The sequence below is a fragment of the Actinacidiphila sp. bgisy145 genome (assembly GCF_057708125.1).
In genome coordinates this window covers 55,403-67,505 of sequence record NZ_JBYIRL010000005.1, presented here as the reverse complement: position 1 = coordinate 67,505, position 12,103 = coordinate 55,403, and the positions used below count along the sequence as shown (strand labels likewise).

The 12,103-nt window shown below is 72.7% G+C and carries 10 protein-coding genes; 5 read left to right on the top strand and 5 right to left on the bottom strand.

Annotated elements, in window-relative coordinates; genetic code table 11:
- Positions 1 to 74: 74 nt before the first annotated feature.
- The 4 genes from AC3ERT_RS06545 to AC3ERT_RS06530 form a co-directional block, all read right to left on the bottom strand.
- Complete coding sequence (locus tag AC3ERT_RS06545) at positions 75 to 485, bottom strand: DUF3040 domain-containing protein (RefSeq protein WP_335973853.1); 411 nt, start codon at positions 483 to 485, stop codon at positions 75 to 77.
- A gap of 282 nt (positions 486 to 767) precedes the next feature.
- Positions 768 to 1,550, bottom strand: coding sequence for a methyltransferase (locus AC3ERT_RS06540; protein ID WP_435133166.1), 783 nt, complete (start codon positions 1,548 to 1,550; stop codon positions 768 to 770).
- 165 nt (positions 1,551 to 1,715) lie between these two features.
- Complete coding sequence (locus tag AC3ERT_RS06535; RefSeq protein WP_335973859.1) at positions 1,716 to 3,029, bottom strand: outer membrane protein assembly factor BamB family protein; 1,314 nt, start codon at positions 3,027 to 3,029, stop codon at positions 1,716 to 1,718.
- A 134-nt stretch (positions 3,030 to 3,163) separates the two neighbouring features.
- Complete coding sequence (locus AC3ERT_RS06530) at positions 3,164 to 4,207, bottom strand: glycoside hydrolase family 26 protein (RefSeq protein WP_435173142.1); 1,044 nt, start codon at positions 4,205 to 4,207, stop codon at positions 3,164 to 3,166.
- Positions 4,208 to 4,507: 300 nt separating this feature from the next.
- On the opposite strand from AC3ERT_RS06530, the gene AC3ERT_RS06525 reads away from it, so the two are divergent.
- The 3 genes from AC3ERT_RS06525 to AC3ERT_RS06515 are packed head-to-tail and all read left to right on the top strand — an operon-like array spanning position 4,508 to position 8,663.
- Positions 4,508 to 4,834: a hypothetical protein gene (locus AC3ERT_RS06525; protein WP_435173140.1), complete on the top strand. Its 327-nt coding sequence runs from the start codon at positions 4,508 to 4,510 to the stop codon at positions 4,832 to 4,834.
- 38 nt (positions 4,835 to 4,872) lie between these two features.
- Complete coding sequence (locus tag AC3ERT_RS06520) at positions 4,873 to 7,044, top strand: bifunctional polysaccharide deacetylase/glycosyltransferase family 2 protein (protein WP_435173138.1); 2,172 nt, start codon at positions 4,873 to 4,875, stop codon at positions 7,042 to 7,044.
- Complete coding sequence (locus tag AC3ERT_RS06515; RefSeq protein ID WP_435173137.1) at positions 7,041 to 8,663, top strand: acyltransferase family protein; 1,623 nt, start codon at positions 7,041 to 7,043, stop codon at positions 8,661 to 8,663. Before AC3ERT_RS06520 ends, AC3ERT_RS06515 begins: the two co-directional genes overlap by 4 nt.
- Before the next feature lie 69 nt (positions 8,664 to 8,732).
- On the opposite strand, the gene AC3ERT_RS06510 is transcribed toward AC3ERT_RS06515, so the two are convergent.
- Positions 8,733 to 9,785, bottom strand: a complete 1,053-nt coding sequence (locus tag AC3ERT_RS06510) for an AraC family transcriptional regulator (RefSeq protein ID WP_435173135.1) — start codon at positions 9,783 to 9,785, stop codon at positions 8,733 to 8,735.
- A gap of 503 nt (positions 9,786 to 10,288) precedes the next feature.
- On the opposite strand from AC3ERT_RS06510, the gene AC3ERT_RS06505 reads away from it, so the two are divergent.
- Both AC3ERT_RS06505 and purU read left to right on the top strand, forming a co-directional pair.
- The gene (locus AC3ERT_RS06505; RefSeq protein ID WP_435133179.1) at positions 10,289 to 11,152 is read left to right on the top strand and encodes a methylenetetrahydrofolate reductase; all 864 of its coding nucleotides are present in this window, start codon (positions 10,289 to 10,291) and stop codon (positions 11,150 to 11,152) included.
- Entirely contained in the window at positions 11,149 to 12,003 is an 855-nt protein-coding gene (gene purU / locus AC3ERT_RS06500) for a formyltetrahydrofolate deformylase (protein WP_435133182.1), read from the top strand. Before AC3ERT_RS06505 ends, purU begins: the two co-directional genes overlap by 4 nt.
- The last annotated feature ends 100 nt before the right edge of the window (positions 12,004 to 12,103 follow it).

Here is a 12,103-nt window from a genome sequence, read left to right as displayed (position 1 = left end):
TCGCGGTACGGGGCCCGGACCGCGCGGAAGGGCGCGCCCCGGTCGGGGGCGCGCCCTTCGTACGACGAACGGTGTTACTGGCCCTGCTGGTCGCGGCGGCGCTGCCAGCGCTCCTCGATGCGGTCCATGACCTTGCCGCGGCGCTGCTGGCGACGGGCTCCGAAGCGGCGGCCGAAGTGTCCGGGGACCGCGGCGGGCCCGGCCTCAGGGGGCCGGTTGGCGCGGCGCCAGGCGGTGACCGCGAGGACGGCGCACGCCAGCATCACCAGGAACCCGACCACACCCAGCCAGGCCTGCTGCGCGACCATTCCGCCGATGAGCAGCGCGATCCCGCACACGAAGCCGAGCACGGCCAGGTAGACCCTGCGACGGGTGAACGCGCGCACTCCGTTTCCCTCGAGCGCCGACGCGAACTTGGGATCTTCGGCGTACAGCGCGCGCTCCATTTGCTCGAGCATGCGCTGCTCGTGCTCCGAGAGCGGCACGGAGACCTCCTACTCGTCGGTCGCGCGGGGCCGCGACCGGGTCCGACCCTTTCAGGATAGGCGGGAATCCGCTGCGTGAAACCCACCCCACTGCGCCAATCCGACGGGGCACTTCTTCCCCGTCGGACGCCACGTCATGCCAGCATACGGTCAGGAATGACGGCGCGGGCGGGGCTGTGACGGACTCGGCGGCCGGTCCGGCCGGGCCCGTGGCGGGCTCCGCCGCGGGCCCGCGGTGCGCCCGGGGCGGGCGCCGGGCGCACGGTGACCGCCCGGGGCGGGTCAGTCGCGCTCGGCGAGGACGTGGAGCTGGGTGGCGACCGAGTGGAACCCGGGGTCCTCGGCGGCGGCCAGCTCCAGCCGCAGCAGGGCCTCCAGGGCGCCCGGCTCGGTGTCGACCAGCACTCCGGGCACCAGGTCGGCGAAGACCCGCACACCGTGCACGGAGGCCGTGCGCAGGCCCGCCTCGCCGACCAGGCGGGTCAGGCCGTCGGCGGTGAAGCGGCGGGGCAGGGAGTCCGCGGCGCCGTATCGTCCGTCCGGGTCGAGCAGCGCCTGCTGGGCCTCGGCGAAGTGGCCGGCCAGCGCGCGGGCGAGGACGGCGCCGCCGCGGCCGGCGGCGAGCAGGCTGAGCGAGCCGGCCGGGCGGAGGGCTGCCACCACGTTGCGCACGCCTTCCGCGGGGTCGTCGACGTACTCCAGCACGCCGTGGCACAGCACCATGTCGTACCCGCCGGGGCGGACCACGCCGAGCAGGCCGTGCACATCGCCCTGGACGGCGGTGACGCGGTCGGTCACCCCGGCCTCGGCGGCCCGGCGCTCCAGCGCGAACAGCGCGTCCGGGCTGGGGTCGACGACCGTGACCCGGTGGCCGAGGCGGGCGACGGGCACGGCGAAGTTGCCGGTGCCGCCGCCGATGTCCAGGACGTCGAGCACCGGGCGGTCCGCGGCCTTGGCCCGCCCCTCCAGGGCGCCCTGGAGCACCTCCCACACCACAGCGGTACGAAGGCTGGCACGGGGGCGGATCGGCTCCGGCCCTCCTGGACTGGACCCTGCACGGGACATGGCGGGCGGCTCTCCTCGCGGTGGTGCCGGCGATGCTGCCGGCGGTGGTGCTGGGGGGTGGCGGCCACCATGGGCGCGGCCACGTCCCACTCTAGACCCGTACTTCGCGGGTCGTTGATGCGTACGGTGTGGCCGGCCTGGGGGTGTCCTGGGCCGGGCGCGGGCTCAGCGCGCGTAGGTGACGCCGCCAGAGGTGGCCTGTGCGGCGACTTCGAGGACGCCGCCGTCGGGCGTCACGTACAGGGCCCCGGCGGTGAAGTGCCGGCTGGAGTTCTCGGCGGGGAGGGCGGCGACGGGCGTGGCCCGGCCGGTGCGCGGCGCGACGCGGACCACCTGGGGGGCGGCGGGGGTGCCAGTGAGGGCGTAGACCGGGTCGTCCGCCTTCAACGGGGTGGCCAGCGCGATCGCCGGGAGGTGCCACAGCTTCGCGCCGGTGGCCACGTCGAAGCCGTCGATCTCGGGGCCCGCCGCCGTCTGGGCCGGGGTGACCAGCACCTTGCCGATGACGCGGGCGCTGTGGTCGGCGTCGGTGCCGTTGCCGGGGTCGAGTTCGGTGTCGCCCACGGCGAGCTTGCGGCTGCTCCCGGTCGGCTCGATCACCCGGACGCTGTCCTCGCCCGCCGTGTGCTCCCCGGCTATCAGCGGGGAGGCGCTGAAGACGTGCGCCACGTCGGTGTGCGCGTCCTGCTGCCTGCTCCACAGCCGCTTGCCGGTCGCGCCGTCGTAGGCGGCCAGGGTGAACGGCGCCTTGCGGTCGGCGCAGTAGTCGTCCACCAGCACCACCCCGGTGCCGCCCCACACGTAGGCGTTGCAGTAGTAGCCGCGCGGGCTGAAGCCCCACACCCGCCGCCCGGTGCGGATGTCGAGGCCGCCGAGGAAGTTCTCGCTGACGATGGTGGCGACGCCGCCCTGCACATAGGTGTCGGCGGCCGCCGCCGTGGGGTGCTTGGCGTCGGTCAGCGGCACCGTCCACAGCACCTTGCCGGTCCCGGCGTCGATGCCGGCCAGCGTGGTGCAGGTGCTGCCGTCCTTGCCGAAGGCGATGGTGCCCAGGCCGCCGGCGGTGAGGGTGGGCGACATCGCGCAGGGCCGCGTGCCGCCGTGCGCGATCTTCGGCGGCAGCGCCGCGCTCCAGGCCGGTGCGCCGTCGGCCAGCCGGTAGGCCCGCAGGCCGCCGTCGGTGCTGGCGCGGATCAGGAGCTTGCCAGTGACCCAACTGCCGACCAGCGCGTCGTCGGCATCCGGCGCAGGGTGCTGCCAGGCGGTGGCCAGGTGCCGGGACGCGGTGGGGGCGGCGTCCTCCCGGTGCAGCGCGACCGCCGTGCCGCCGCCGACCGCGGCGAGCAGCACGAGGGCGAGCACGAGCCGCCGGGTGCGACGCCGGCCGGAGCGCGCCGCGGCCCGGTCCGCCGCCCGGGCGGCGGCCCTGCCGTCGGGCCGCGCCGGGCTCCCCTCCTCCGGCGCCATCTGCGTCGTCATCCCTGGTGCGTCCCTTTCCTTGGCGTGCGGTGAGCCCTCGACGGGCTTGCGGGCTCCTGGTCGGCCCCCGCCGGGCGCTCGGCGTTTCCGGGGCTCCGGAGCCCGTGCGATGGTGCTGCTCGCTCCCGCCCCGGTCAGCCGCCGCCGAAGGGGTGGCCGAAGTCGTAGCGCGCGGACTCCAGGCGGAAGGCGGCCCGGGAGCCGACCGAGGTGTCGATCCGCCAGTCCATCAACTGGGTGCTGCCCGGCCAGTCCTTGCGCTGGTCGTACCAGACCAGGCCGATCACGCCGGCCGCGGCCGCGCCCTGGAACAGGTCGCGCACCTGCGCCTCCTTGCGGGGGCTCTCGGCCACGCCGGTCTCGGTGATGAGCAGCGGCTTATCGGCGAAGGCGGCGATCTGCTTGATGGTCGGCGTGAAGAGGCTGGAGAACGCGGTGCCGTCGATCGGGCCGTAGTAGCCGATCAGCCCCACCCAGTCCACGTAGGCGTCACCCGGGTAGTACGGCTCCAGCTTGGCCGTCGTGCCGCTGTCGACGACGTGCGGGCTCCACACCCAGATGACGTTGCCGACCTTCTGCCGGCGGAAGACGTCGTGGACGTGCCGCCAGGCCGCCGTGAAGTCGGCTGCCGTCGCGTGGCCGGGGCCCCAGGAGTTCCACGGGCCGTTCATCTCGCCGGCGAAGGAGAGCACCAGCGGCCCGCGGTAGGAGGCGATCTGCCCGGCCAGCCGGCGCACGTACCCGTCGTCGCGGCCGGCGGCGATGTCGGCGAGCGAGGTGTCCGACGGCACCAGGGAGAGCATCGGCAACCGGCCGTGCTGCCACAGGAAGGCGTTGCCCTGGGCGTCGAAGTCGTCACCCCAGGAGGCGTAGTACTCGCGCACGTCCGGGGCGCGGCCGGCCTGCGCGGTGAAGGACTGCACGATCCCGTACTGCCAGGGCGACTTGTCGTCCACCACGCCGAGCAGTCGGCCCGCCGAGGCCGTCCGGCCGGCGGCGGTGCCCAGGGCGCCCAGCTCGTTCCGCAGCGCGGAGACGTCGTAGGGGCCCCCGGTCCCGGTGCTCGCCGCCGCCTTCGGGGAGTCGCTGCCGCCGCCCCCGCACGCCGCCGTCAGCAGCAGTACCGCCACGGTGAGGATGGCGGCGGCCGGGCGGCCGAGGCGGCGGATTCTGGCCATGGAGGTCCGATCGGGCAGGTGGAGACGGGTCGTTGGCAGGGCCGGCGACCGGGCGGGGGACGGGGCGACGGCACGTCAGGGGTCGAGTCAGGGGTGATGCGGGGCCAGGCGAGCGCTTGGCTGCGCGACCAGGATCTTATGCTCCGAGAAGCCGATCACCATATTTTCATCACACTTTCGTCACAGGTGGCGGGTAAATCGGGGCAAGGGGGCCAACCGGTCGAGTGCTTGCCAGGTACGAACGCTACTTTTCGACTCCCGCAGCAGTGGTGGCACGATCAGGAAAGTCCGAGGCGTTCGGTGACCAGCAGCCTGTCCGAAGTCGTCGAACCCTCACCCGTGTTCGTCGACCGGTCGGGCCGTCGCGGCCGGCGGCTGCGCGGTCTGGGCTGGGGGGTCGGCGTCGCCTTCGTCGGCCTCACCCTGGCGATGGTCTCCGGCCTGCTCGGCACCCAGGCTGACGCCCCGCCGTTGCACGTGCCGAGGACGGCGGACATCCTGCCGCCCGGCCAGTACGTCGACGCCCCCCAACCCGCCCCGCCGGGCAAGGCCGACCGCACCGGCGGCACCCCCTCCGCCACCACCGCCGCGGGCGGCGCCTCCTCGTCCCTCTTCGGCTCGCCGTGACCGCCACCGCCCCGTAACCGCCCGAGGACTCGTCGAACATGTCGCGCCACCAACGCCCCAGCAGGTCGGTGCTGCGCCCGCGCAGACTCGCGGCGCCACCTCTGCGCTTCTTCCTGCCGGTCACGCTGCTGGTCACCCTGCTGGCCCTGCTGGTCCTGCGCGGCATGGCGAACAACGAGGTCTTCCACGACGAGAAGGTGGCCGTCTCCGTCGACAAGACCACGGTGCCCAAGAGCGTGCTGGAAGGCGGCCCGGTCGTGGACGCCCGCGGCGCCAAGCAGGACCACCCCGTCAGCTACACCGTCCCGGACAAGACCGTGGTGCTGACCTTCGACGACGGGCCCTCCCCGCAGTGGACGCCGAAGATCCTCGACGTGCTCGCCGAGAAGCACGTCAAGGCGGACTTCTTCGTCACCGGCTCCATGACGACCCGCAACCCCGGGCTGATCCGGCGGATCGTCGCCGGGGGCCACGAGATCGGCGTGCACACCTACACGCACCCCGACCTCGCCCTGCACAACAACATGCGGCTGCACTGGGAGCTGGGCGAGACGCAGCTCGCCCTCGCCGGGGTGGCCGGCATCCACAGCAGCCTCTTCAGGCCGCCGTACTCCTCCACCGCCGACGCCCTCGACGACTGGTCCTGGCCGGTCACCAAGGCGGTGGGCGCGGACGGCTACCTGGTGACCTTCATCGACAAGGACACCGACGACTGGAAGCGCCCCGGCGTCGGCGCGATCGTGCAGGCCGCGATGCCGAAGCTGCCCGGCCAGGGCGAGATGATCCTCATGCACGACGCGGGCGGCAACCGCTCGCAGACGCTGGCCGCGCTGCCGCTGATCATCGACAAGCTCAGGGCGCAGGGCTACACCTTCAAGACCGTCGGCGAGGCGCTGGGCACCGGCTCGGCCAACACCAAGGTCCACGGCTCCACGCTGTGGGCCGGACGGTTCTTCGTGTGGTGCACCTCCTTCTCCGTGTGGGTGATGCCCTGGCTGGTGGCGCTGTTGGCGGTGGTCGGCGTGCTCGTCTTCACCCGGTTCGCGCTGATGTTCGTACTGTCGCTCCTGCACGTGCGCCGCACCAGGAAGCCCGGCTTCCGCTACGGGCCGCCGGTCACCGAGCCGGTCAGCGTCATCGTGCCCGCCTACAACGAGCAGGAGTGCATCACCAACACCCTGCTCTCGTTGGCGGCGAGCGACCACCCGATCGAGGTGGTCGTCGTCGACGACGGCTCGTCCGACGACACCGCGGCGATCGTGGAGGAGTTGGACCTGCCGATGGTCCGGCTGATCCGGCAGCCCAACAGCGGCAAGCCGGCCGCCCTCAACACCGGCGTGGCCGCGGCCTCGCACGACCTGATCGTGATGATGGACGGCGACACCGTCTTCGAGCCGGCGACCGTGCGCGAACTCGTGCAGCCCTTCGGCGACCCGCGGATCGGGGCGGTGGCCGGCAACGCGAAGGTCGGCAACCGCGACACCCTGATCGGCGCCTGGCAGCACATCGAGTACGTGATGGGCTTCAACCTCGACCGCCGCATGTACGACGTCCTCAACTGCATGCCCACCATCCCCGGTGCGGTCGGCGCCTTCCGCCGCGAGGCGCTGGTGCAGGCCGGCGGCATGAGCGACGACACGCTCGCCGAGGACACCGACGTCACGATGGCGCTCCACCGGGCCGGCTGGAGGATCGTCTACGCCGAGAACGCCCGTGCCTGGACCGAGGCCCCGGGCAGCATGAGCCAGCTGTGGTCCCAGCGCTACCGCTGGAGCTACGGCACGATGCAGGCGATGTGGAAGCACCGCCACGCCGTCCTGGAACGCGGCCCCGGCGGGCGCTTCGGGCGCGTCGGGCTGCCATTCGTGGCCCTCTTCATGGTCGTCACGCCGCTGCTCGCGCCGGCCATCGACATCTCCATGATCTACGGCTGCTTCTTCGTGGACCCGTACAAGAGCCTGAGTGCCTGGTTCGCGGTCCTGCTCCTGCAGGGCTTCTGCGCCTGGTGGTCCTTCCGGCTGGACCGCGAGAAAGCCTGGTACCTGATCACGCTGCCGGTGCAGCAGGTGGTCTACCGGGTGCTCATGTACATGGTCCTGCTGCAGTCCTGGATCACCGCCCTGACCGGCGGCCGGCTGCGCTGGCAGAAGCTGCGCCGCACCGGCGAGGTCGGCCTGGACGTCACCACGGGGGAGGCGGTGCGCACATGAGCACCGTGGAACGGGACAACGCGCTGGGCATGCCGGAGCAGCCCGGGCAGCGGGGCACCGCCGGCCGCGGCCGCCACGCGGGCGCGGCGGCGGAGGGCGCCGGGTACGGGTACGGGTACGGGTACGGGGGCGCTCCCCAGGGCGCGGAGTACGGGAGTTCGCCGGAGGGCGCCGGGTACGGCGGTGTCCCGGAGGGCGCCGGGTACTGGGGCGCGGCGGACCGGAGCGGGCACGCGGGCGGTGCGGACGGAGGCTTCGGCGGCCCGTACGCCCGCCCGGCCGCCGACCGCGGCTTCATGAGCGTGGCCGAGCGCGACACGCTGGTGACGGACGACACCGAGACCGTCCAACTGCGGACCATCACCGTGCCGGAGGCGTTCGTCCACCGGACCGACCCGCTCCGGACCGACCCGGAGCCGGCCGGCCCCGATGCCGGTCCGGCCGCCGGTCCCGGGGCCGCGGACACCGCCCCGGCACCCCGTCCGCGCGGCGGGCGGGACCGCTACCTCGACCTGCTGCGCGCCCTCGCACTCGTCCGGGTCGTGGTGTACCACAACTTCGGCTGGACCTGGCTGCCGCTGGTCTTCCCCTCCATGGGCGTGATGTTCGCCCTGGCGGGCTCGTTGATGGCCCGCTCGCTCAAGCGCCCCGCCTGGAGCGTCATCCGCAGCCGCACCCGCCGCCTGCTGCCGCCGATGTGGATGTTCGGCGCCGTCGTGCTGACCGCCATGGTCCTGGACGGATGGGGGCCGCACACCGACGGGCACCCGCGCTGGTGGTGGGGCGAACTCGCCTTCTGGGTCCTGCCGTTGAGCACCCCGCCGTATGCCGACAGCGTGCACGGCTTCGCCGGCCACCTACCGCACAGCTGGGCCGAGCAGGTCGTCGTCCCGCTGTGGTACCTGCGCGCGTACCTGTGGTACGTCCTGTTCTCGCCACTGATGCTGAAGGCTGTGCGGCGGCTGCCCTGGGTGACACTGCTGGTGCCGCTCGCGGGCTCCGCGTTCCTCAACTCCGGCCTGGTGGACCAGTCCGGCCGGATCATGGAGACCGCCACCGACTTCACCACATTCGGCGCCTGCTGGCTGCTGGGCATGGCTCACCAGGAGGGCCTGCTGCGGAAGATCCCGCAGTACGTGGTGCCGTCGATCGCCCCGCTGGTGCTGGTGGCCGGCTTCTGGCTGCTCCAGCGGGCACCGGTCGACAACCCCCGCGTCGGCCCCGACCTGGAGGCGGTGCCACTGGCCCAGGCGGTCTGGTCGTTCGGCTGCGTGATGCTGCTGCTGCACCTCAGCCCGTCGTGGGAGCACTGGCCCAGACCGCTGGAACGCTTCAACGGCGTGATCACGCTGCTCAACTCCCGTGCGGTCTCGGTGTACCTGTGGCACTGCGTGGCCCTGGTGATGACCGAACCGATCATCGACCAGCTCTGGAACGACCCGTATGCGTACGCCCACCTGCGCTGGCTGCTCACCAGCCAGTGGCTCCCCCTGCTGGTCGCCATCCCCCTGATCGTGCTGGCCCTGCTGCTCTTCGGCTGGGTGGAGGACGCGGCCGCCAAACGCCGCCCCCGCCTCTTCCCCTATCCCCGCCGGGTCAAGGGCCGCCGCCGCGCCTGAGCAGGCCCTCGGCCGGCCGAGAGGGCCCGCCGGCGCCGTACAGGGGCGGGACGCTGATGGCCGGAGCACTCACAGGAGGGCTTGCGTCGGTGAGGCCTTCAGGTTGTCCGAGGGCATGACACCGTAAGCGGCCCTGTACGAGGTGGCGAACCGCCCGGTGTGGAAGAAACCCCATCTGGTCGCGATCGCAGTGACGGTGGTCCCGTCGGCGGCGTCGGCAGCCAGAAGTTCGCGGTGCGCCCGTTCGAGCCTGATCCGCCGCATGTACTGGTGCGGGGTCTCGTCGAACGCGCGACGAAAACCCAGTTCGAGGGCCCGTACGGTAAGACCGAGGTGGCGTGCCAGCTCGCCGACGTTGAACACCGCGCTCTCCTCGTCCTCGATCAGTCGCACGGCTGACCGCACCGCCTTGCTGGGAGCTGCCCGGTAGGACGGCTTGGCGGGAGCGCTGAGGTCGTGCTCCAACCCGAGCAGCACAGCGCTCAGGGCGTGTTCGGACAGCTGCTGCAGCAGTCCGTGGGGAACGGCGGCCACGTCGTCGTACCGTCCGAAGGTCTCGGCGAGCAGTCTGGCGGCGCTGTGGACGACGTATCCCCGCTCCAGCGGCAGCACCTGGTGCACGAACCGCGGCGGCCGGCCGGTGGTCCGGTCGCCCGTCAGGGCTCGTGCCGCGCGGGCGAGCGAGGAGGTCGTCACGCGCAGCATGAGGGCGTCGCAGTCGGCGCTCCACTCGGTGACGGAGCGCCCGTCCGGCGCGATCACGACGACTGACTCGCCGGCCGGCGCGTCGGCGGCCTCGCCTCCTCGCCAGACGCGCATGCGCCCGGACAGCGGTATCGCGATCCCGAGGTGCCGGGAGTCGGTCGGCCGGTCGACGACCACGTCGGCGCCGTAGCTCATCCGCCCGATCCCGACGGAGCCGGTGTCGGCATAGAAGGCGCTGGCGGCGACATCCTCGTGGTCGCCGGGGCGGACACGCAGTCGGCCTGGGGCCATGAACCGGCGGATCTCCACCTCCGCGACCGCGAGGTCGTGTGTCTCGTAGCGCTTGTAGGCGGCAAGCGAGCGCAGCACGGAGTCATCGGTGCGCGGCTGGTGGGTGACGTCGGCGAAGGCGGTCATGCGGCTCTCCGAATGTCGATGCGTGGTCCTCCACGAACCTGGCCGGAGCGGCGGGCGTGCGTCCCGCGTCGACCTGCCGTTCCCGCCCGGCTCCGTCACTGCGACCTGGGTCGTGGAGCGCTGCTCGACCTGCGGCTTGACCTCGATGAACGCGTCTCACAGCCCGTGCGGACGTCAGCCGTTGTCCGTCCGATATCGCCCCTTCCCCGGGCCGGCGGTGGACCGGTCCGGCCGGGCAGCGCTCGTCGGAGGTGCCTCTTGCGGCGATCGAGTCTAGGAGCGCTCGCGCCGGGGCGCCATCCACTGAGCGAAGCGGCGGGGTCCGGTAGGCGAAGCCGCCGCGCCGGCCGGCCCGCCCGGCGGCGGCTTCGCGCACCGGTGCCGGACCCTTCGCCTGGTGGCTCGTGGACGCGTTTGCCCGTGCCTAGAGTTCCCCGTCGTGTCACGCTCCCGGCCCGGCGTTCGACGGGCCGGGGGCCGTTTCCGAGCGAGAGGACCGGCCGATGACCGCCGAGCAGCGTGTTGTCACCCCGTCAGGCGCCGATGAGCGGCTTCTCCGACTGCTGAAAGAGGCCACGATAGAGGTCATTCCGCTGAAGGGCGCCCAGGAGCAGATCCTCGCGACGGCTCAGGACGCCACCGTCGCGGTCACCTGCTCCCCGAAGTTCGGACTGGCTCGGACGCTGGAGCACTGCGCGGTCGCGGCGCACTCGGGACGGCGGGTCGTCCCCCACCTCGCGGCCCGGATGGTGGCAGACCGCCCGGCGCTGCGGGACTTCGTGCGGCGCGTCGCGGACCTGGGCGTGACCGATCTCTACGTCGTCGGCGGCGACGCCACGGTTCCCGTCGGCCGGTACGCCGATGCCGCCGGACTGCTGGACGACCTGACGTCGATGGAGCACCCGTTCACGCGGATCGGCATCGGCTGCTATCCCGAGGGCCATCCGGGCATCGACGACGACAGGCTGTGGGAGGCGCTGCTGCGCAAGCAGGGCGCTGCCACGTACCTGGTCAGTCAGATGTGCTTCGACGCCGCAGCGCTCGCCTCATGGCTGGCGCAGGCGCGGGCGCGGGGGGTGACGCTGCCGGTGCGTGTCGGTATCGCCGGACCGTTGAAGCTCGCCAAGCTCACCGAGCTGTCGCTGCGTATCGGGGTCGGCCAGTCGCTGCGCTTCCTGGCCAAGCAGCACGGCCTGGTCGGCAACGTTCTCACGGGGCGGGCCTACGACCCCGCTCCCCTGGTGCGGGCGGTGCTCGCCACGGAGCCGGAGGGGGGCGGCGACATTGAAGGACTGCACGTCTTCACCTTCAACCAGGTGCCCGTCTTCCAGACCTGGCTCAACGCGTGCGGCGGAGCCGCGGCATGAGCGAGATCGTGCTCACGCTCTGCTGCCCGGACCGTCCGGGGATCGTTCAGGCGGTCTCGGCCTTCGTGACCGGTCACGGCCTCGACATCGTCGAGAGCCACCAGTTCGGCGACCGGGAGGCCGGCCGCTTCGCCATGCGCGTCGCCGCGACGGGCCTGGTGGAGGGGGTGCCCGACGTAGCAGCCCTGCGGGCGGAGTTCGAGCCCGTCGCTCGTGCTCTCGGCATGGACTGGCGCCTGGTCGACGCCCGGCACCGGCCCCGAGTGCTGATCATGGTCAGCAGGGTCGGGCACTGCCTCAACGACCTTCTCCACCGGGTGCGCACCGGCCAACTGCGCGCCGAACTGGTCGCGGTCGTGTCCAACCACCCCGACTGCCGGGATCTCGCGGAGTCGGCGGGCGTCCCCTTCGTGCATCTTCCGGTCGACGCCGGGTCCAAGGCCGGCGCCGAGGACAAGCTGCTGCGGCTCGTCGAGGAGGAGCGGGTGGAGCTGGTGGTTCTCGCCCGCTACATGCAGATCCTCTCCCCGGCGCTGTGCGACCGGCTCCAGGGCCGGGTGATCAACATCCACCACTCGCTGCTCCCCAGCTTCAAGGGCGCCCGGCCCTACCAGCAGGCATACGACCGAGGCGTCAAGCTGGTGGGCGCGACCGCCCACTACGCCACCTCGGACCTCGACGAGGGCCCGATCATCGCGCAGGAGGTGCAGCGGGTGGACCACGCGATGAGCGCGGCGGCGGTCGCTGAGCTCGGCCGCGACACCGAATGCCTCGCACTGGCGCGGGCGGTGCGCTACCACCTTGAGAACCGGGTGCTGGTCCAAGGCCGCAGGACAGTCGTCCTGACGTGACTCCCACCCCGCTTGCACGGGCGGCCCGGCGAGGGCTGCCGCGGTCCCGGTCCTCCGTCCTTCGTCCGGACGCCCGGACAACATGCGAAACCGCATCGTC